Genomic DNA, 18,772 nt, shown 5'->3' on the forward strand with positions numbered 1-18,772 from the left:
GTTCCCAGTAGGATCGATCCGCATCGCACAGGGGTTGTGAAGACACCCTCAATGACCCGCCGCGCAGGGAGACAAGGTGCCGGAGAGGAACAACGAGTTCGGTAAGTACGGAGCTCGCGGCATCCGAGGCCACGAAGCCGTAGCCCGTCGACTCGACGCCCTCGCCGGCTTCGTCGCCACCCCGGTCACGGCCCGGCGCGGCCTGCTCGCCCGCCTGCACTACCTCACCCGCAGCGAACACGCCCGCCAAGCGGCCCGGGACGCCGGACTCACGGTCACCGACGACACCCTGAAGAAGTGGCTGCGGGGCAGGCGCAACCCGTCGAAGAGGAACCTCGAACGCATCGAGACGGCCTACCGGACGGTTCGTCGGCACAACGTCGCCCGCTACCTGCTCGCGCGCCTCAACCGCGAGGGCCGTGGCACGCGCGTCGAGTTCCACCCGCTCAACCAGTCCCAGGTCGACCGGCCCCGCCAGCGCGCGGTCGAGTACCGCACGCTCAACGTCCGCCGCTGGGACCGCATCGTCGAGGCATGGGCCGAGGACGACGAAAGGGCCCTGGACGACGCCTGGGTCAGCGAAGCGGTGGTGGACCTCGGCTCGCAGTGGGGCCAGTACGAGTACGTCACCAACATCGGTTTCGCTGCCTGACGGGCGAGCGGCCGGGGCCCGACGACCGGCCGCGTTCCCTTCCGTGTGGACCGGCGGTCTGCCTGAGCCCACACGGCGGGCCCCATGTCGTCGGGCGCCTCGCGGGTCAGCCGGCGAACACCCGGCCCTCCTTCACGACGTAGTGCGCGGGCTGGGAGCAGCCGATGGACGGCGTGATCTTCAGACTCACGGTGAGCGGCGCGGGCTCGGTGCTCGCGGTCGAGAACTCGCAGACGGCACCGCTGCCCGTGACCGGGTACCAGAACCATCCCTCGACGTCGCCCACGGTGACCCGGTCGGACTCCTTCCAGGCGCCACCGGTCTGCGTGTAGACCTGCAGCCGTACGGAGGCGGCGAACTGGTCCTCCGTCGACCGCAGTGCGGTCAGCGTGACCTTGTAGTCGCTGCCCAGGACGGACGAGGCGATGAGTTGCGTCTGCGGAGCTGCGGTGCCGGCGTCGGCGGCTCCCGCGCCGGCGGTCCCTAGGGCGGCCGCCGCCAGGAGGGTGACAGCCGCGGCGGCGGCGCTGCGGGTGCGGTTCTTGTGGTGGTCGCGGACCAGGTTCATGTGTTCCCCCGTGGAACGAGTTATACCGGAACGTCGGTTTCGTTCGTACGGTGGTAAAGACCAGTCACAGCGCTTCGCGGTTGCACGGAATGTCGTGCTTTTTCCAGGGCCCGGCCCGGGAGCCCGTCGGTCCGCGATGGGGTCGAGGTGCTCCGCCGCCGATCGGCGGGGCACCTGTGTGATGCCCCGCCGATCGGCCTGATGTCGGTGCGGGGCCCGTGCCGGGCGCCGCCGGGGAGGTTACAGGCCGTCACGCACCATGGCTGCGACGATCTGGACGTGGCGGTCGGCCGCGGTGTTCGAGAACTCGTTGTCGTAGTTCAGGCCGTAGGGCCAGAAGTGCCCGCCTCCGGTGGACAGGGTGGCCCCCGACCCGTCGAACCGCTTGACGAGCGCCGTTGCCTGGGCGCCGCGCCAGGTGCCCCCGGATCCGAGGGAGGACCAGCCCGAGCTCGTGCCCACGCCGATGGTGTGGGCGATCTCGTGCAGTGCGGTCCGCTCGTTCATGTAACTGCGGTTGCCGAAGCGGATGGTGCCGTTGATGCTGCCATCGGCGGTGGGTACGCCCGGGTCGTAGCGGACGGTGATGCTCTTGCCCAGGTCGCTGAGGTTGTTGTACCGGCTCACGGCGGCGTTCATGGCCGCCGTGATGAGGTCGTAGGCCGTCCGCTGGTCGGCGGTGGGGTTGGCGGCCCTTTCGAGGGACCAGGTGATGCTGGCCGCCGCCGCGCGTTCCCGGGGCGGCGACTCGGGTGCCGGTGTGGATGCCGATGGTGCTGCCGGGACGGACTGCGGCGCGGCCTGGGCGATGCCGGGGCCGGTCAGCACGGTGGCCGCCAGCGCGGTCATGATCGCCTTGTGGCGCCAGGGTGACGTCGTTCGCGCAGTGGGGTGCGGAGCTCGTCGCGGACGCATGGGTCCTCCTGTGGGGGGTGGGGTGTCGAGCGTGGGGGGTGGCGGTGGTGGCGCACCGTCGAGGAGTCGCACGTTGTTCGAAATATTGAACAGACGTGACGTCCTCTCCGTCGGGCGCTCCGGAAGCCGGATGTCGGCAAGTATCCAGTCGCGAAGTGCGACGTCAAGACCTCCCGCGCGCAACTCCTCGACACGATGGCGATTTCTTCCCATGTGCCCCTCATCTGCCAACGAAGACAGGGCTGTTGGCAGCCGGTTGCACCTTGGGCGGGAAGTGGCACACCGCCCCGTGCGGTGTCATTGCGACAGGAAAGGTGAACATGGGATTGGGTTCGGCGCAGATGCTCCCTTTCACTTCTCGCGCAGCGCGCCTGTGGCCCACCGGGATGCGGTGGGCCACAGGCGCGAGCGAAGCGGTGTCAGGAGTCCAGGAACTTCCCGCAGGAGCCCTCGGCCACCCAGCGGTGGGAGCTGATCTCGTTGTCCACGTCGTAACCGCTGGTGAAGGAGAACCCGTTGAGGCTGCTCATGTAGTACTCGGACTTCTTGATGCAGGTGTGGCCGCCGGCCCAGTCCTCACCCGTCCCGTTGAAGACCTGGACGGCGAGACCGGAGGTCCCCTTGTGCAGGATGGACTCCGCGTTGTTGGTGTCACCGCCCTGGAACGAACCCTGGCTGTTGCCCCAGTTCGAGTCCGCGCCTTCGGCGCTGCCGAGGTAGCCGCTGCAGTTGTCGTTCGCGTAGGCGTAGAAGTAGCCGTTGGTGGCGCTGTTCCACGCGTTGTCGCACGGGGTGGCGGCCTGGGCGCCGCTGGTGGGGACGATCACCGCGAGGCCGGCGAGGCCGAGAGTGGCAGCTGCCGCCAGGGTCTTGCGCATGAGGGATCACTCCTTGGTCTGGTGGTGTGGTGCGGGGTGCTCCGCAGGCATGGCGCTGCGGACGTGTGGGGGTCCGGATCACCCGTTGTCAGGCGGTGGAACCGGTGATGTCCTCGGCGCGGGCCAGTGCCGCCAGGCCCATGCGCCGATAGGAGGCGATGTCCGCGGCGTACCGGCCGAGCTTCTTGTCGCGGTACTCGGCGTCCAGCGTCCGCGCCGTGTCGCCCAGCGGGGTCGTGGTCGCGCAGGTGGCCTCCGCGACCGCCAGTTCGACCTCGGCGGCGTGGGCCCGTGCGGACGACAACCCCTGGGTGAGCGAAGGGAGTTGTCGACGAACGCTCGGAGGATCGGCATAGGGATGACCGGCTTGGCGCATGCACGTGGACCACTGCTCGACCGCGCGCCCGAAGCGCCTGTCCTTGAGGAGGGCCGGTACGTACAGGGGGGACAGGTTCGTGGCGATCTTCTCCGCTCGGAACCAGGTCTCGAAGTCGCCGTAGAGCCGGTTCCCGGCCTCGGCCTGACAGCCGTGTCGCGGGGTCCGGACGGTGCCGCCGGCGGGCAGCTCGGCGCTCAGCATCCCGCTCGAGGGGCCACCCTCGAGCGTACGGCTGTAACGGATGCGCTCCTGCTCCGGAAGGGCGTTGGCGTACTTGCTGTTCGGGTCGTCGCGCTGGACGTGCTGAAGCCGGTCCGCGAGTCGCCCGCCGTAGCCGTTCTTCTTGGCCCACGTGACGTCGGTGAGCACGTATCCGCCGCCTTTGAGGTCGTCGACGGTCAAGGGCGACCACGCCCAGTACTTGAAGCCCTTGCTCTCCATGCACGTCTTCACCAGCCGCGCTTCGGCGCGTTGTACCAGGATCTGTTCGGCGTCGGTCAGCTCCCGGCCGACGGCCTCGGAACCGGGCGTGGCGTCGACCGATCCCGCCCCGGTGCCGCCGGAGTCGGCGCGGCCGCCGTCGTGGCTCGCGGTCGCGCTGCAGCCGACCGACGTGAGGGCGACGATCACCGCACCGACGCAGGCGACGGCGAACGCTCGCTTCATTCCGGTCCCCCTCTGATACGGCTGCGACGGCTGGTGCCTTCGTGGCGGTGTGTGCCGCATACGATTCCGTGCGGTGCGGCCTCGGGCCATGCCTTTGCGTGTCACCGCAAAAGCGCAGGTCAACTAGGGGACGTGACTGCTCGGCGGTGCGCGAGGAGGGTGGCGCGGGCCGGGCGGGGCGTCGGTGCGACGGTCACGGCTGTGCCCGTTGTGTCCGGGAGGTCGACGCGCCGGTCGCGGCTCGGAGTACGGACGCACCGAGCGGGGTCAGGGTGTGCAGGACGGTCGCCCCGTTCCGGGTGGTGGTGATCAGACCGGAGTTGCGCAGCGCGGTCGCGTGTCGGCTGGCGGAGGACGCCGACACGTCGGCGGCGCGTGCGATCTCGTTGGTCGTGGCCCCGGCGGCCGTGGCGTGGAAGGCGGCGGCGCGCGCCCGCCCCAGCAGCTCGCTCAGTGACCGGTCGGCGCGATCGGAAGCGTCGGCGAGGGTGCCCACCAAGGCTCCGCTCGGGACCGGCTGTTCGTGCAGGAGGGGGTAGTACAGGACGGGCGGCAGTTCGGGGTCGGCGAGGCTGACCGGGGCGTCCCAGCAGAAATAGGAGGGGACGAGGGTGATTCCCCGTCCGTTGAGATACAGGTCGCGTTCCTGCGCGGGGTAGCGGACGTGCAGTACGGGCCGTCGCCACTGCATGGTGGGGCCGAGCCCGGCGAGCATGCCCTCGATTCCCCCGTCCATGAGCCCGCGGCATCGCGCCGTGCGCTCCGCCTCGATGCGGGCCGTCATCCGGTCCTCGTAGGGGGCGACGACGGCCTCGTAGTAGGCGCGTAACACCCGCACCAGTGCCTCCCGTTCGGGCAACTCCGCGAGCCGGGGAGCCCAGGAGGGCGCTCCGACGGCACGGTCGAGCAGTTCGATCTCCTCGCCGACGCGCCGGGGCGGGGTGGCGAGGAGCTCATCGAGCCCGCCGTTCAGGTCGCCGAGCGTCTGCGGGGGAGTGAGGAAGTCGGGGAAGTAGGCGGCCCTCGGATACAGAGGCAGCAACGTCGTGCGCAGGGCCCGCTCCAACCCCTGCTCGTGGACCGCCACCCTGGCCCCTCGGAACCACTCCGCGTAGGCCCACCGGCCCCGCCGCGACTGCAGACGGTGCAGGCTCGCGGCGATTTCCCACAGCGGGTCCGGCCCTGTCGCCACGCGGGTTCTGGCGAGGTCAATCTCGGTGAAATGTATCCGGAGCGCCACGTTCTCCCCTGCTGAACTGGGCTTTTGCGGTCTGCTGCAACAGGATGGCCGATCCGGGGAGTTGTGACAATCACAAGAAGTACACGTGATATCCACTTGGCTCACACAAGTCGTCCCCGCGCGTCCGCCCTCAGTCCGGAGCGGGGAGGGCGATGGCCAGAGGAAAGCGGTCGCGTCCCGCGCGGTGAGTCGTTGACTTTCGTTCGAGCGCAGTGGGGCCGGGGGCGCGGGCCGAACCGCGAGAGGGGCCAGGCATGAGTACCGAGGACGCGCTGACCGGCCGTCTGGGGTCGCTGCTCGAAGAGGTCGACCACGCTGTCGTGACCTCTGGGGGGCGCGGTTCACCAATGCCGGGTGAGACCGAGCGCACCGGAGGGCCGCATCACCATGACCGGTGGGCAACTCCGCCGACGCCGGCACGGTGGACGACTCCCCTGGCCGCCTCGTGCCCGTGCGGAGTCACAGGTCGGCGCGGCTCAGGATGCGGTTCATCTCGGTGAGCGGTAGCGCAGGATGGGCGGCGGCTTCGTCGACGACCTGGGGGTCCGGGTCGGAGAGCAGTTGGTCCAGCAGCGCCTGCGTGATGTTGGGGTGACGTGCGACCCCGCTGCGCAGGAAGGACTCCGGGGCGGCGGCGAGTTGTCGGAGGGCCGTCACGGGCAGTCCGGGGTCCTGCAGGGCGACGTAGCGCACGTGCGGGCTCGGTTCGTCGACAAGTGTGCGCAGGACGTGACGCGGAAAGTTGGGGTGCTCGACGAGCAGCGGGCGGAGGTGGAACACCTCGCCGTGAGCGCGTACCAACCGTTCCAGCACCTCCGGTGGCGTGTCCGGCCTGCGTGCGGCGGCGCGGCGCACCATGAGTTCCGGGTCGTCGTCCAGCTGACGCCATGCCTCCTCGGGCAGGTCGCGGCAGGAGGCCAGCACCCGCCGGAAAATCCGGTGCGGAGAGTCCAGATACGTCATCCGCTCGTCGAGGGGCTGGTCGAGGAGCCACCACGGCTCGGCGAAACCGCAGCTCAGCGCCACTTCCGCCGCGACGCTTCCGCCCGCGCGCTCGGCCTCCACGAGCGCGAACAGCCGGTTCCGGGTCTCCCCGTCGACATGGCGACTGCCCGCCGCCGCGACGCGCACGATCGGGTCGTCGACGTCCAGGAGCCGGGCGACCATGTCGGCGGACAGGTGCGGATTCGCGGCGACGGCCTGATGGACGTCCTCGTCCCCGGTCCGCATGAGCTGTGCGAACTGGTCCGCTGTGAGCGGGACATAGTGCGCCACGTTGACACGCGTGGCCGGGTCGGCGAGACAACGGTCCCGCCATTCCGACGGGACACCCGGCTGGTTGTGCTCGGTGGCGGCTGCCCGGACCCGCGGATCCGGGTCGGCGAGCAGTCCCGTCTGCACGGCGACCGGCCGGTCTTGCCAGCCCCGGGCGACCGCGGCACGCACCTTAGGGTCCAGGGCCCCGACAAGCTCGGTCCGCGGCAGGCCGTAGGCCTCCTCCAGTGCCTCGACACCGATCGGCACCTCGCGCTCCACGGTGTGGCGGACGAAGTCCGCGTGCGCGTCACGGATCGCCGGATCGGGATGCTCGGCGAGCCTGCGCCGCATCTCCGGGGAGAGCAGGTCCCCGTGCAGAAGCACCGCTGTGTCGTCGTCGCCGTGTTCAAGCAGTGCCTCCACGACAGCGTCCGCCAGCCGTCCGCCGCGCAGCGATATCCCGTGCCGGCCGGCCACGTGTGCGGCCAGGCGCACCAGGACATCCTGCGGAGCGGCCTGGTTCCGTCCCAGCCCGGACAGCAGCGGGTGATGGAGATGCGTCATGTGCCCAACCTACTCAGCTCCTGCGGGCCGACCTGTCGCGAGAGTCCCGGCGGCGGGCGCGAAGGTACGCAGGCCCGGCCGGCCCGCCGCTCCCCCGTAGCGGCGGGCCAGGTCCTCGGGCCAGGTCCTCGGGCCAGGCCGCGACGAGGCCCTCAGGGCTGGGCCCGCGTCAGACGCCCGTACCGGGCGGACCAGCCAAGTGGCCGAAGAACACCCCCGGCCCGTACGTGATCGAGAATGCCGGGGCGTCGCCCGGATGTCGTTGGCGCACGGTGCACGTTTCCTTGTCTGTGCGTCTACACCGGCAGGCGACGGACGGCAGCTGCCTATGTCCGCGGCGGCCGCCTCGCACCGCCTACCTCTGCTCGACCTCGAAGAGCGCCTGGAGCCGGAACTCCCTGGGGGACAGCCCGTAGGCGGCGCGGAAGGCGCGCGTGAAGTCGGAGGCGCGAGGGAAGCCCCAGCGGGCGGCGACGGCGTGGATGGGCATGGTGCGCAAGTTGGGCTCCGCCAGATCATGGCGGGCGCCCACCAGGCGTTGGTTGCGAATGAAGACCGCGACCGTCTCTCCCCGCGACTGCTGCTGAAAGATCCGGTGCAGGTAGCTGAGGGAGATGTGGTGCGCGGCGGCGATCACGGGTGGCGTCAGCGTCGGGTCGCGCAGGTTCTGCCGGATGAACTCCAGGATGCGCTGTGCCAGGGCCTGTTGCCGGGTCTCCGGCGGCAGGGTGTCCTCCGCGGCGAGCGCCTGGGCACACCAGGCCGACACCAGATCGAGTACCACTCTGCCCAGGCGTGGCGCGTCGAGCGGCTGCAGGGTGTCCGCCTGCCGGTCCAGGCCGACGAGGAACTCCGCGAGCAGAGCGCCGACACCCTCCCGCCCGGACAACCCACGGCCCAGCAACTCCCTGACCCGGTGCGGCGGCAGCGGAAGCAGTGCCTTCGGGAGGTCCACCGCGACGCCCCTGACGGCACGGCTCTCACGATCGTCCCTGGGCCGGAGGTCGTACGGCTGCGAGCTGTCGACGATGTGCAGGTCACGTGGACCGAACACCTCGGTCCGGCCGGCGTGGTCGAGGGCCAGCCCACCGTCGAGCAGCAGCGTCAGGTGATACAGCTCGGGATCGGACTGGCGCACCATCTTCGGGTTCCGCAGGTACCGCGTGGGCAGGAACGACGACGGCCACACCGTCACCGGTCCCAGCTCCATCAGCCGGCACTCCGCCCAGAAGTCGGCGGCGTGGTCACTGATGAAGTCGCTGGAGCGCGTCCGGCCGACCAGCTCTCGCCAGTAGTCGAACCTGTCCTCCGCGGGCACGTCCTCGCTGCGGAACACGGTCCCTATCATTGCGTTCGCTTCTCCGATATCCCTTGGCGGGCGATCCCGCCGACATCCTTGCGTCTTCATGATCTGACGTCGGGCCACCGTCACGGACGGCGGGGCACGCGGATAGGCTGCCTCGTCATGCCCACAACAGCGCGCAGACCCTTCCTCGGTGCCACCGCTCTCACGGTCGTCCTGACCGCCGTCAGTGGCTGTTCGTCCGACTCCGGCCAGGGCGACGGCGATTCGAGGGTGCTGCAGGCGCTGGGCACCCTGGCCGACGACAACGCCGCTGACGAGGTGACCTACCTCGACGCCGAGAAGACGCGGGCGTTGAGCAAGGGCGATGAGAAGCGGTTCTCCGCGGTCGGTCAGCCGGGCGGCAGCCCGCTGAACGCGTACGAACCCGGGCCGTGGGGGCAGAGCCTGAACGTCGCCCAGATCGACACGGCTGTCGACACCAAGAGCGCGGGCCGCTGGGAGGGTTCGTTCGACGCGGCGGCCATCACCGCGTCGCTGAAGTCCAACGGCTACCGGCAGCGCGGCGATGACAGGACGTGGACGCCCGCCGACGGCAAGGGTGTGTCGCTCCAGGTCACGAAGGACGAGATCGCCTACTCCGCCCACGGCGACACGGCCATGGCCGCCGTCACTCCGAAACAGGGCGCCTCGCTGGCCGACAAGGAGGAGTATCGGCGGGCGGTCGGCTGCCTGGGCGACGTATACCGCGCCGACTTCCTCGCCCTGACCGCCACCAAACCCGTACGACTCTCCGCTCTCGGCCAGCAGGCGGACTCCGTCGCCGAGAACACCGAGGTGCTGTGCCTCGTGGTCAAGGACGAGGCGACAGCCGACCGTGCCGCGGCGAAGCTGCGTGCGGTCGTCGCCGACGAGTCGCCGAAGTTCGACGGCACGAAGGTGACCGTGGAGAAGGGTGACGCACCTCTGGTACGGGCCGTCGTTCCGGACACCGCCGCGCAGCGACCGGGCCGGTTGGTCCGCTCCGACCTCGAACTGTGGATGGTCATCACTGACCTCTGACCGACCTCGCCTCCTCACGGGGCGAGTCTGGCCGGCTGGACCGGCGTCGGCCGGGCGGGCATCGTGCCGCGGTGAGCATCATCGTCAAGTTCTTCGTGGCGCCGTGCCACGAAGCTGCGTGGCACGGCTGGCCCCGTGGCCGCGGGGGAGCCCGGGATCGTCGCCGACCCCGAAGACGGGGCGCGACGACCGGCTGTACTGCTGGTCGGCGTAGCGTGCGAGGCCCGGGCAGCGAGGCCAGTGCGCAGCGCCCGGCCAGCTCGCCGACTCGGAGCTGCGTGAGTTTTTGAGCATCCGCTCGGGATGGGCGTCAGCCATAAGATCGTTGGGCACAGGTGACACAGAAGTGCTGGCCAGGGATTCACCGACAGGCACAGGGAGAGACTGTGGCAGACATCCCGGACAAGGCGGGGCAGGGCACCCTGTCGGTCCTACGCGACACCATCGACGGCATCACGGTCCTCACCGTCCGCGGCGAGATCGACTTCCAGACCGTGACGGCCCTCCAGGACGTGCTGCCTCCGGCGGACGAGGCGTCCGGCCCCCGCATGGTGATCGACCTCGGTGAGGTCACCTTCATCGACTCCAGTGGCATCAACGCCCTCATCAACGCCCAGCAGGCCCTCCCCGAACAGGGCTGGCTACGCCTGGCCCGCCCCCGGCCCGCCGTCCGGCGCACCCTTGAGCTCGTGGGGCTCGACTCCGCCATCCCCTTTTATCCGACGTTCGAGGACGCGCTCACCTGACGTCGCGTGCAGAAGAGACGTGGGGGACGCAACCGGAGACACGGCGACTGATCAGGCCGTAGGGGTCAGCGACGCGGCGTCCCAGGCGAACCCGTCCGGGTCGGTGAAGGCCCCGGCAGTGCTGCCGAGCACGAGCCGGTGTGATCCGGTGCCGTCGGCGGGGACACCGGCGTCCTTGGCAAGGTGCCGGCGTCCGTACAGCGCCAGCTTGACGGCAGAGGAGGGGGCGGCGAACTCGACGTACTTGCGGCCGAAGCTCTTCGCCACAGTGAGCCCCTGTCCGACGTAGAACCGCCTGCTCGCGGCCACGTCCGTGGCTCCCAGCAGCAGCACGATCTCGTCGACCTGCCGGGTGGCCGGACCGGTGTTCTTCCTGGCCGACGTGGCGACCTTCCAGATCGTTCCGTCCGGGGCCTGTACGACGCCGCCGTAACCCCAGAACGACTTCGCGGCGGGCTTCAGCGCGGTGGCGCCGGCGCCGAGGGCCGCGTCGATGAAGGCGTTGACGTCGGCCGGCTGGGACACCGTGAGTGCCATGACGAACCCGCGGAAGCCGGTCGACGGTGCCTCACAGGCCCGTAGGCGCACCTGGGTGCCCAGACCGAAGGCGCTGTAGAAGCGGGCGGCGGCCGTGGGGTCGGCCACCTCGAGGGTGACGGTTTCGATGTAGGTCATGTCCGTCACGCTAGTTGTGGCTCGGCCGCCGACGCTTCTCGATTCCTGACCAGTCGGGCCACCTGGTCCGCCACGCGCGGAGCGAGGTGGCCGACGACGAACGGCCCCCTTCTCGGCGTCGCCGGGCCACCGATACCCGATCGGCCGGCGAACGGCTCAGCGAACCTCTTGGATGCGGATCAGGTTGCCCGCGGGATCACGGAAGGCGGAGTCGCGGATGCCGTACGGCTGCTCGGTCGGCTCCTGGACGACCTCCGCGTCCGCGGCCTGCACCTTCGCGAACGTGTCGTCGAGGTCCTTGGTGGCCAGCAGGATCCACCCGTAGGTGCCCTTGGCCATCATCTCGGTGATGGTGCGGCGCTCGTCCTCGGTGATCCCGGGGTCCGCGGCCGGCGGCGCCAGGAGGATGGACGTGCCGGGCTGGTCGACGGGGCCGACGGTGATCCAGCGCATCTGGCCCTGTCCGACGTCGCTGCGGACCTCGAAGCCGAGGGCATCGCGGTAGAAGGCAAGGGAGGCGTCCGGGTCGACATGCGGGAGGACGCTCGTGTGAATGGTGATGTCCATGGAGGTCAGGCTAGGTGTGACCGGGCCCTTTGGGGCGCTACGAGAGTGCGGACCCGCCGCATGTCGACGGCGACTGCGCCGTCCAGACAAGAACGCGTTGCGGGCAGTCGCCCGTGCGCCTGGCCCCGGGCCCACGGGACAAGCGACCGATCGAGGAGCCGTGCGCGCGACGACACCGGTGGCGCGTGGCCGAAAGTCCGTCAGCGACATGGCTTGTCGACGGCGTTCTCGCCCGCCTGCGCTTGGCGTAGCGTGGCGGCGTGACAGAGCCGCCGCTGTCGCCCGCCGTGCCCCGGATTCCTCCGCAGCCCGCGGATGAATGGGCCGAATCCGTGCGTGAGACCCTGTCCGCCGACATCGGTGCACTGGGTCTCGGCGTGTCTTCGCTCGGCGAGGCGCATGTGTTCACGACGCTGGCCCGTCATCCGGAGTTGTTCGCCGCCTGGCTTCCGTTCAGCAGCCAGTTGCTGCTCGCTGGCGAACTGCCGTTTGACGAGCGCGAGTTGGTCATCCTGCGCGTGGCGCGCAACTGCGACTCGCCCTACGAGTGGGGCCAGCATGTGAGGATCGCCGCGAAGGCCGGGCTGTCGCCGGACGACATGGCGCGGGTCGCGGCGGGTCCCGACGCGCCGGGCTGGACGGAACGGCAGTCGTTGCTGCTGCGGGCCGCGGACGAGATGCACTCCGGCGCCCGCATCGGCCGGCCCACGTGGGAAGGGCTGAGCCGGCACCTGACGGAGCGCCAGTTGATCGAACTCCCCATGCTGGTGGGCCACTACCACCTGCTGGCGTTCACCCTGAACTCCCTGCAGGTGCTGCCGGAGCCCGGGCTGCCTCCCATGAGCTGAGGGGATGTCCCGGGGCAGTAGCCGGTAGCCAGAATCCGGTGGCCGTCAGGAAGCGACCTCTTCGTAGGTCTCCCTGAAGATGTCGGCTCGGCACGAGTAGAGTTCGCCCCTCACGCCGCGAATGATCCAGTCGTCCTCCAAGGCCAGCATCGTGCCCTCAAGCGTCGGTATCAGCAGGCCGATGCGGGCCGCGCGGCCGTCGGGGCCGTCGGCGGTGAAGTAGTCCTGTGGTTCGTTGTTCTCGTCGAGGTACACGCCGCGCATGCCGTCGGGGAAGTCCCCGACGAACTCGATGACGTCGCTCCAGGTGGCGGGCCGCAGCTGTACGGCGTCGATCTCTACGGGCCGCTTGCGGAAGCGCTTCATGTGGGGATCTCCTTCGTCGCCGGGGCTGACCACCGGTCAGGAGAATATGGCGCGCCCCGTCTCGTTCGGCTGAGGCGACGACTCTATCCACCGGCTCCTTCGCGTTCATGGACGGGGGAGGACCGGGCGCACTCGCGAACTCGGTCGGGGCCCGGCTCGAGTGCCGGGCCCCGACGAGAAGCAGCCGTCAGCCGTCAGCCGGCGAGCGGCGCGACGGTGATGCGGTCGATATCGGGTGCGTACGCGCCCGAGTTGCTGAAGGAGATGGTGTTGGAGCCGGCGTCGAGGGTGACCGGGACGGGAAGGTCCCAGAAGTTCGACCAGCTGTAGCTGTTGCGGAACATGACCGTCTGAGCGGTGCCGTTGACGTCGATGCCGGCCGCCCTGGAGATGACGTTGGTGTTGTAGTTCCCGGAGCCGGCGACCTCGTTGTTGGCGTAGCGGACGTTCATCACGTAGCGCCCGGCCGAGGGAGCGTCCACCTGGAAGGTGAGCGTGTTGCCGGAGCCGTTGCCGATGTGGCCGACGTACTTGCCGTCGGAGGCCCACGAGTTGTCGGCGACCGCGGCGGTCCCGGCGCGCGTGGCTTCCTCGGCCTCGTAGGCGGCGACGCCCTTGGTGTCGACCGCGCCGGTCACGCGCAGGTCGCGCAGGGTGAGCCTGCCGCTGCCGGAAGGGGCCGCGGTGATGCGGTTGTTGCCCGCCGACAGGTACAGCCGCAGGGACTTGTCGATGACGCGGCCCCGGGTGGGGGCGAGGGTGGCGGCGGTGGCGCCGTCCAGGCTCAGGGTGGAGCGGCGGGTGGAGGCGTAGTCGGCGTGCACGGTGTAGTAGCCGTCGGCCGGGGCGTAGACGTCGAGGGCGGCCTTGTCACCCGAGCCCAGCACCAGGGCGCCGGCTCCGCTGGTTCCGGACGCGCTGTAGTCGTACGACGGGGATCCGCTGATGTCCGCGTAGGTCGCGGGGTAGACGGAGTCGGGCGTGGTCGACGCGGTGAGGTCGATCCTGTCGAGGGTGACTTCGTTCGTCCCCTTGGACAGGGTCAGGGTGTGTTTGCCGGCGGTCAGGGACACGGGTGTGCTCGCGGTGGCGCGGTAGGTCCAGTTCAGCGTGGACCCGTAGGTGAGGGTCTTGGCCGAGCCGCCGTCGACCGTGAGGCTCTGGGTGGCGGGGGCGCCGGACTGGTTGCCGTAGAAGACGTCCAGGTCGTACGTGCCGGTCTTCGGGACGTCGACCGTGAAGGCGACCTTGCTGGTCGGCTGGTTCAGGCTGCCGACGTCCTTGGTGCCGGAGGTGGCGAAGCCGTAGGGGTTGGTCACCGAGCCCTGGGAGTAGACCGTGCCGCCGGTGATCGCGGCGTTCTCCGCCTCGTACGTCGCCGACCAGGGCAGGCTCGCCGCGCTGGGCGAACCGCTGCCGTCCGGGTTGACGGTGATGCGGTAGGCCGACATGGCGTCCAGGTCGGTCAGCGGCACGGTGACGCTGCCGTTCCCGGCGACGGTGGCGGTGGTGCGGGACACCACGCTCGGCGCGGCGGCCGCTCCCTCGTAGCCGCTCCATCCGATCCGCTCGACGGTGACGTTGACCTTCTTGCCGAAGCGCGGGGGTACGTGCCGGATCACGGTGTCCACGGCGCCGGAGGTGCCGCCGAGCAGCACCTGGGCCTGCCTGCGCTCGGCGTCCAGCGATGCGATGCCCTGCACGGTGTCGACGGTGTTGGGCTGCGGCGGAGTCAGTTTGACGGTCTCGCCGGTCAGGCCCGCGTACCAGCGCAGCAGCCACCAGGTGCCGTTGGGGACGTTGGTCTGGGCGGCGTTGTCGTTGAGGTTGCCTGCGATGTTCCAGTACGCCTGGTCGGCGTAGACCTTGTTGCGCTCGAACATCGACATCCACTGGACCATCTGTCCGGGCACGGACTGGTCGCGCCGGTTGCCGTACTCGTTGATGCTGACCGGCAGCTTGGCGATGCCGGCCTTCTTCTCGATGGCCCGGTAGTCGGCGAGGTGGGACTCGAAGTCCTTGAGGGAGTCCGGGCCCAACTCGTGCCAGGTGGTGATGTCCGGGAGGACCTTGTTGGCCTTGGCCCACGGGTAGAAGTCGCCCATGAGCTTGGCGTCGTAGTGGGTCTCGTTGGGCCCTGCTATCCGGGCGTCGGGGATGATCGAGCGGATCTTCTGGTAGACGGTCGTCCAGTCACTCTGGAACTTGCTCAGCGCGCTCGCGTACTTGGCGCTGTCCGAACTGCCCAGATCCGGATACCAGTTGCCGTTGGGCTCGTTGAACGGCACCCACACGAAGTCGTCGACGTCGGGACGGGCGGCGACCTTGCGGACCATGGTGTCGACCTTGGCCAGGTAGTCGCTCAGACCGAGGTTCTCGTACGGCCACTGGGCGTAGATGTCCTGCATGTAGATGTGGACCTCGCCGCCGCCGTTGCGGTCGTAGCCCTTCTTGATCGCGAGAGCGTCCCCGTTGGGGTGCTGCGCCCCGTCGGGCGCCTTCTGCACCACGGTGGTCAGGTGAAGCGGGGCGACCAGTTCGTCGCCGGGGACACCGTCGTCGCTGAGGCCGTACAGCGTGCCGTTGGCGCCGTGCATGACGGCGCCGGTGGTCCGCCCGAGGTCGACGGTGACCTGTGGGGCGGCGGCCTGGGCGGCGGGGGCGGCGGGGGCGGTCAGGACGGAACCCGTCAGCGCGGCCACCGCGGCCGCGCCGACGACGCCGGCGAGGCGCCTGGTTCTGCGAGTGGGCTGAGACATGACAAAGGTACGAGGCATGGCTGTCCTCCTCCTCCCGCGGCGATGCGGGAGGGCTTGTGGGGGTGCTTCGGGGAACTGGCCGGGCGGGCGGACACGCCGCGTCCGGGGGCTACTTGACGGCGCCGCTGGTGATGCCGGACACGATGCGACGCTGGGCGAGGACGAAGACGAGGATCATCGGCAGGCTCATCATCACGACGTAGGCGAAGATCAGATGCCAGTTGTTGAGGTAGAGCTGTGCGTTCGCCACCTGGTAGAGGTTGAGCGGCAGGGTGGCCTTGGCGCCGCCGCCCAGGACGAAGAACGAGTAGAAGATGTCGCTCCAGGCGAAGAGCATCACCATGATCGTCGCGGTGGCGATGACCGGTCGCAGCAGCGGCAGGATGATGCGCCAGAAGATCCGCGTCGGTCCGGCGCCGTCCATGCGCGCGGCCTCCTCCAACTCCTCGGGGAGGGCGCGGATGAACCCGGTCATGAAGAAGATCGACGTGGACAGGTACATCCCGGCGTAGACGCCGATCATGCCGGGCCGGGTACCGGCCAGGCCCAGCTGGCGCAGCTCCATGACGATGGTGATCACCGCGGGGGGCAGCAGCAGACCGCTGATGCTGAGCGCGTACATGGCGTTGACCAGGCGCCCCTTGCGGCGGGCGAACACCCAGGCGGCGGCGGCTCCGAGGAGCAGGACGAGGACCACCGACGGAGCGACGACGAGCAGGCTGTTGAAGAACCCCTGGACGATCTTGCCCTCGTCGAAGGTCTGCTGGTAGTTGGCGCCGGCCTGCACGTGGTGCGGCAGGGCCAGGTTGGGCTTGACGGCCTCGGCCTGGGGCTTGACGGAGGTGACCGCCACCAGCCACAGCGGGATGCCGATGGTGACGGCCGCGATGACGAGCACGGCGAAGGGCTGTATCCAGCGCAGGGGGCGCCTGCGGACGGGGGAGAGTGCGGGAATGGCGGTCACTGGTTGTTCTCCCTCCGCCGCAGGCCGACGATGACGGGCACGGCGAGCACGACGACGATGAGGAAGAGCACGAGGCTCATCGCCGAGGCCTGGGCGTACAGTCCCTGGCCGAAGACGCGGAACATGTAGATGTTGAACACCTCGGTCTCGCTGCCGGGACCGCCCGCGGTGGTGGCCTGGACGATGTCGAAGGTGTTCATGGAGCCGATCAGCGCGGTGGTCACGTTGAAGGTCACCGCGGGTGCGAGCAGCGGGAACCGGATCGACCAGAAGGTCCGCCAGGAACCGGCCCCGTCGATCCGGGCGGCCTCCAGGACGTCTCCGGGCATGCTCTTCAGGCCCGCCAGGTAGATCAGCATGGCCAGGCCCATCCACTTCCAGCCGTGGATGAGGGTCACCACGACGAGCGTCCAGGTGGTCGAGCCGAGCCAGGGGGTGTCGACCTGGTGGCCCGCCAGGGAGGACAGCACGCTGTTGAGCGCCCCGTCCTGGGCGAGCAGGGCCCGGAAGATGTAGCCGACGGCCAGCGCCGAGATCAGCACGGGGAGGAAGAAGACGGCGCGGAAGAACCGGTTGAAGCGGGTGTCGCGCTCCAGCAGCAGGGCGAGGCCGAGCCCGAAGCCGTTCTGGAAGACGGCCACGAGGACCGCGTACTCCAGGGTGATGCGGATGTCACGGGCCATCGACCCGTCGTTCAGGATGGTGCTGAAGTTCGACAGACCCACGAAGCCGATCTGCGAGTGGAACGCCGACCAGTCGGTGAACGGGTAGACGAAGTTCAGCAGGTTCGGCAGCAGGAAGAACAGGCCGAACACGGCGAGGGCGGGCAGGGCGAACCACCACGGCTGGTCGGCCCTACGACGGGAGCGCCCGCGCCGGCCATCCCGCCCAGGCCGGTCCGGTTCCTTCGCGCTCGTGGCGTCGCTGACGCCGAGGGTGGCTGTGTCCGCCACTTTTCAACCTCCGGTACGTGCCCCGGGCGCGCCGCCGACGGGCGGCCCGGGGAAGGGGCTGGCGAAGGGGCGCCGGTCAGAAGCCGGAGACGCCGCGCGCCTTCAGGACCTGGTCGAACTGGTCCTCGGCGGCCTGGGCGACCTCGCGCGGGGTCTTCTTGCCGTAGATCATGTCGGCGAGGGCGAGGTGCATGTCGGGGGCGGTGAGCGCCTTGACCTGGAAGACGCCGGTGGCGGTGGCGAGGGCCTTGGACTGGGCGATGGCGGTCTGCGGCAGGCCTGCGGGGTTGGGTACCGAAGGCTCCACGGAGACGAGCTTGTTGGCCTTGATGTAGGCCGGGTAGTCGGGACCGAGCCAGAAGGCCATGAACTGCCGGGCGGCGTTCTGGCGCTTGGTGTCGCCGGTCTTGAAGGCGACGACGCCGTTGGTCTGGTCGGGGGAGTACTCGGCGTTGGCGGAGCTGTTGGCGATGGGGAACCAGCCCAGCTTCTCGTCCATCTCCTCCGTGCTGGAGGTGGCCTGTATCTGCGCCTGCAGGGCGGTGACGTTCAGGGCCATCGCGGCGCTGCCGTCCATGACCGCCTTGCCCTGGTCGACGAACGTGGCCGTCTTGTAGTTCTTCTGGGCCAGCCCGCCGTCCAGGACCTTCGTCTTGTACTTGGTGATGGCGTCGACGATGGTCTTGTCGGTCCAGGAGTTCTTGTTCTTGTTGAGGTTGTCCCAGAACGACTGGGGCAGGTCCGTCATCTGGGCCTGGACCTGCCACTGCAGGGGCCACTTGTCGCCGCCGACCTCGAAGAACGGGGCCACGCCCGGGACCTTCGCCTTGATCGTCGCGGCGTCGGCGAGCATGTCGTCGTAGCTGGTGGGCATCTCGGTGATGCCCGCCTTCCGGAAGACGTCCTTGTTGTAGTAGACGCCGAGGACCGCGGGGCTGGTGACGATTGCGGCGTAGCGGTGCCCGTCGACCTGGCCGAGCCCCTGCTCCGTCTTGCCGAGCTTGGGGACCCAGCTCTCGTTGTCGAGCTGGAGCAGGTTCTGCTGCGGCTGGATGAACGGCAGGGTGCTGCCCGTGGGCTGCCAGAACATCAGGTCCGGCTTGACGCCCGAGGCGAGCTTCGTCGGGACGTTCGACTCGTAGGGGTCGGGGATCACCTCGGTGGTGATCTTGGCTCCGGTGGCCTTCTCGAACGCGGTGATGGCCTGCTTGGGCTGCGAGACGCTGTTCTGGGCGACCCACATCGTGAGGCTGACGCCCTTGAGGCTCGCGGTCGGGTTGACGGTCCCCTCGGGTGCGGCGCCGGAGGTCGCACCGCTGTTGTCGCTGCAGGCGGTGGCGGTCAGCCCGACGATACAGACGGTGGCAAGGACGGAAACGGCTCTTCTCATGGCGGGATCCTTGGTCGGAC

General features: G+C 69.5%; 18 protein-coding genes. 4 read left to right on the top strand and 14 right to left on the bottom strand.

Features of this window, described 5'->3' with window-relative positions:
- The first annotated feature begins 76 nt into the window (after positions 1-76).
- The gene (locus tag AQJ84_RS26620; protein WP_030040693.1) at positions 77-652 is read left to right on the top strand and encodes a transcriptional regulator; all 576 of its coding nucleotides are present in this window, start codon (positions 77-79) and stop codon (positions 650-652) included.
- A gap of 106 nt (positions 653-758) precedes the next feature.
- Here the strand turns inward: AQJ84_RS26620 and AQJ84_RS26625 are convergent, their stop codons facing one another.
- The 7 genes from AQJ84_RS26625 to AQJ84_RS26655 form a co-directional block, all read right to left on the bottom strand.
- Positions 759-1,220: a hypothetical protein gene (locus tag AQJ84_RS26625; RefSeq protein ID WP_053192661.1), complete on the bottom strand. Its 462-nt coding sequence runs from the start codon at positions 1,218-1,220 to the stop codon at positions 759-761.
- Positions 1,221-1,460: 240 nt separating this feature from the next.
- The gene (locus AQJ84_RS26630) at positions 1,461-2,069 is read right to left on the bottom strand and encodes a hypothetical protein (protein WP_030040691.1); all 609 of its coding nucleotides are present in this window, start codon (positions 2,067-2,069) and stop codon (positions 1,461-1,463) included.
- Positions 2,070-2,554: 485 nt separating this feature from the next.
- Positions 2,555-3,013 (bottom strand): hypothetical protein, encoded by a 459-nt coding sequence (locus tag AQJ84_RS26635; protein WP_030040690.1) that lies wholly within the window; start codon positions 3,011-3,013, stop codon positions 2,555-2,557.
- Positions 3,014-3,101: 88 nt separating this feature from the next.
- Positions 3,102-4,058, bottom strand: a complete 957-nt coding sequence (locus tag AQJ84_RS26640) for a hypothetical protein (RefSeq protein ID WP_225889154.1) — start codon at positions 4,056-4,058, stop codon at positions 3,102-3,104.
- A 193-nt stretch (positions 4,059-4,251) separates the two neighbouring features.
- On the bottom strand, positions 4,252-5,298 hold the full coding sequence (locus AQJ84_RS26645) for a helix-turn-helix domain-containing protein (protein WP_037802919.1): 1,047 nt from the start codon (positions 5,296-5,298) through the stop codon (positions 4,252-4,254).
- A 459-nt stretch (positions 5,299-5,757) separates the two neighbouring features.
- Positions 5,758-7,119 carry a hypothetical protein gene (locus tag AQJ84_RS43770; protein ID WP_198536386.1) on the bottom strand — a complete coding sequence of 454 codons (1,362 nt, stop codon included), beginning with the start codon at positions 7,117-7,119 and terminating at the stop codon, positions 5,758-5,760.
- Between the two features lie 355 nt (positions 7,120-7,474).
- The gene (locus tag AQJ84_RS26655) at positions 7,475-8,467 is read right to left on the bottom strand and encodes an AraC family transcriptional regulator (protein ID WP_030040686.1); all 993 of its coding nucleotides are present in this window, start codon (positions 8,465-8,467) and stop codon (positions 7,475-7,477) included.
- Between the two features lie 117 nt (positions 8,468-8,584).
- Between AQJ84_RS26655 and AQJ84_RS26660 the strand changes: the two genes are divergently transcribed.
- On the top strand, positions 8,585-9,484 hold the full coding sequence (locus tag AQJ84_RS26660) for a hypothetical protein (RefSeq protein WP_037802917.1): 900 nt from the start codon (positions 8,585-8,587) through the stop codon (positions 9,482-9,484).
- Positions 9,485-9,870: 386 nt separating this feature from the next.
- A complete protein-coding gene (locus AQJ84_RS26665) occupies positions 9,871-10,230 on the top strand; it encodes an STAS domain-containing protein (RefSeq protein WP_051869939.1) in 360 nt (119 codons plus the stop codon).
- Positions 10,231-10,281: 51 nt separating this feature from the next.
- Here AQJ84_RS26665 and AQJ84_RS26670 read toward each other — a convergent pair whose 3' ends face one another.
- Together AQJ84_RS26670 and AQJ84_RS26675 are read right to left on the bottom strand one after the other, a co-directional pair.
- Positions 10,282-10,905, bottom strand: a complete 624-nt coding sequence (locus tag AQJ84_RS26670) for a VOC family protein (RefSeq protein WP_030040683.1) — start codon at positions 10,903-10,905, stop codon at positions 10,282-10,284.
- A gap of 156 nt (positions 10,906-11,061) precedes the next feature.
- Complete coding sequence (locus AQJ84_RS26675; RefSeq protein ID WP_030040682.1) at positions 11,062-11,472, bottom strand: VOC family protein; 411 nt, start codon at positions 11,470-11,472, stop codon at positions 11,062-11,064.
- A 260-nt stretch (positions 11,473-11,732) separates the two neighbouring features.
- Here AQJ84_RS26675 and AQJ84_RS26680 point away from each other — a divergent pair, with 260 nt between their 5' ends.
- Positions 11,733-12,320, top strand: coding sequence for a carboxymuconolactone decarboxylase family protein (locus tag AQJ84_RS26680; protein ID WP_030040681.1), 588 nt, complete (start codon positions 11,733-11,735; stop codon positions 12,318-12,320).
- 45 nt (positions 12,321-12,365) lie between these two features.
- On the opposite strand, the gene AQJ84_RS26685 is transcribed toward AQJ84_RS26680, so the two are convergent.
- The 5 genes from AQJ84_RS26685 to AQJ84_RS26705 all read right to left on the bottom strand — a co-directional run bounded on the left by AQJ84_RS26685 (position 12,366) and on the right by AQJ84_RS26705 (position 18,752).
- A complete protein-coding gene (locus tag AQJ84_RS26685) occupies positions 12,366-12,686 on the bottom strand; it encodes a hypothetical protein (RefSeq protein ID WP_030040680.1) in 321 nt (106 codons plus the stop codon).
- A 194-nt stretch (positions 12,687-12,880) separates the two neighbouring features.
- Entirely contained in the window at positions 12,881-15,445 is a 2,565-nt protein-coding gene (locus AQJ84_RS26690; protein WP_030040679.1) for a CBM35 domain-containing protein, read from the bottom strand.
- Between the two features lie 109 nt (positions 15,446-15,554).
- On the bottom strand, positions 15,555-16,409 hold the full coding sequence (locus AQJ84_RS26695; protein ID WP_030040678.1) for a carbohydrate ABC transporter permease: 855 nt from the start codon (positions 16,407-16,409) through the stop codon (positions 15,555-15,557).
- The gene (locus AQJ84_RS26700; RefSeq protein ID WP_030040677.1) at positions 16,406-17,362 is read right to left on the bottom strand and encodes a carbohydrate ABC transporter permease; all 957 of its coding nucleotides are present in this window, start codon (positions 17,360-17,362) and stop codon (positions 16,406-16,408) included. The genes AQJ84_RS26695 and AQJ84_RS26700 overlap by 4 nt, the downstream gene beginning before the upstream one ends.
- A gap of 76 nt (positions 17,363-17,438) precedes the next feature.
- Positions 17,439-18,752, bottom strand: coding sequence for an ABC transporter substrate-binding protein (locus AQJ84_RS26705; RefSeq protein ID WP_030040676.1), 1,314 nt, complete (start codon positions 18,750-18,752; stop codon positions 17,439-17,441).
- Positions 18,753-18,772 lie beyond the last annotated feature (20 nt).

The organism is Streptomyces resistomycificus (assembly GCF_001514265.1).
Taxonomy (GTDB): domain Bacteria; phylum Actinomycetota; class Actinomycetes; order Streptomycetales; family Streptomycetaceae; genus Streptomyces; species Streptomyces resistomycificus.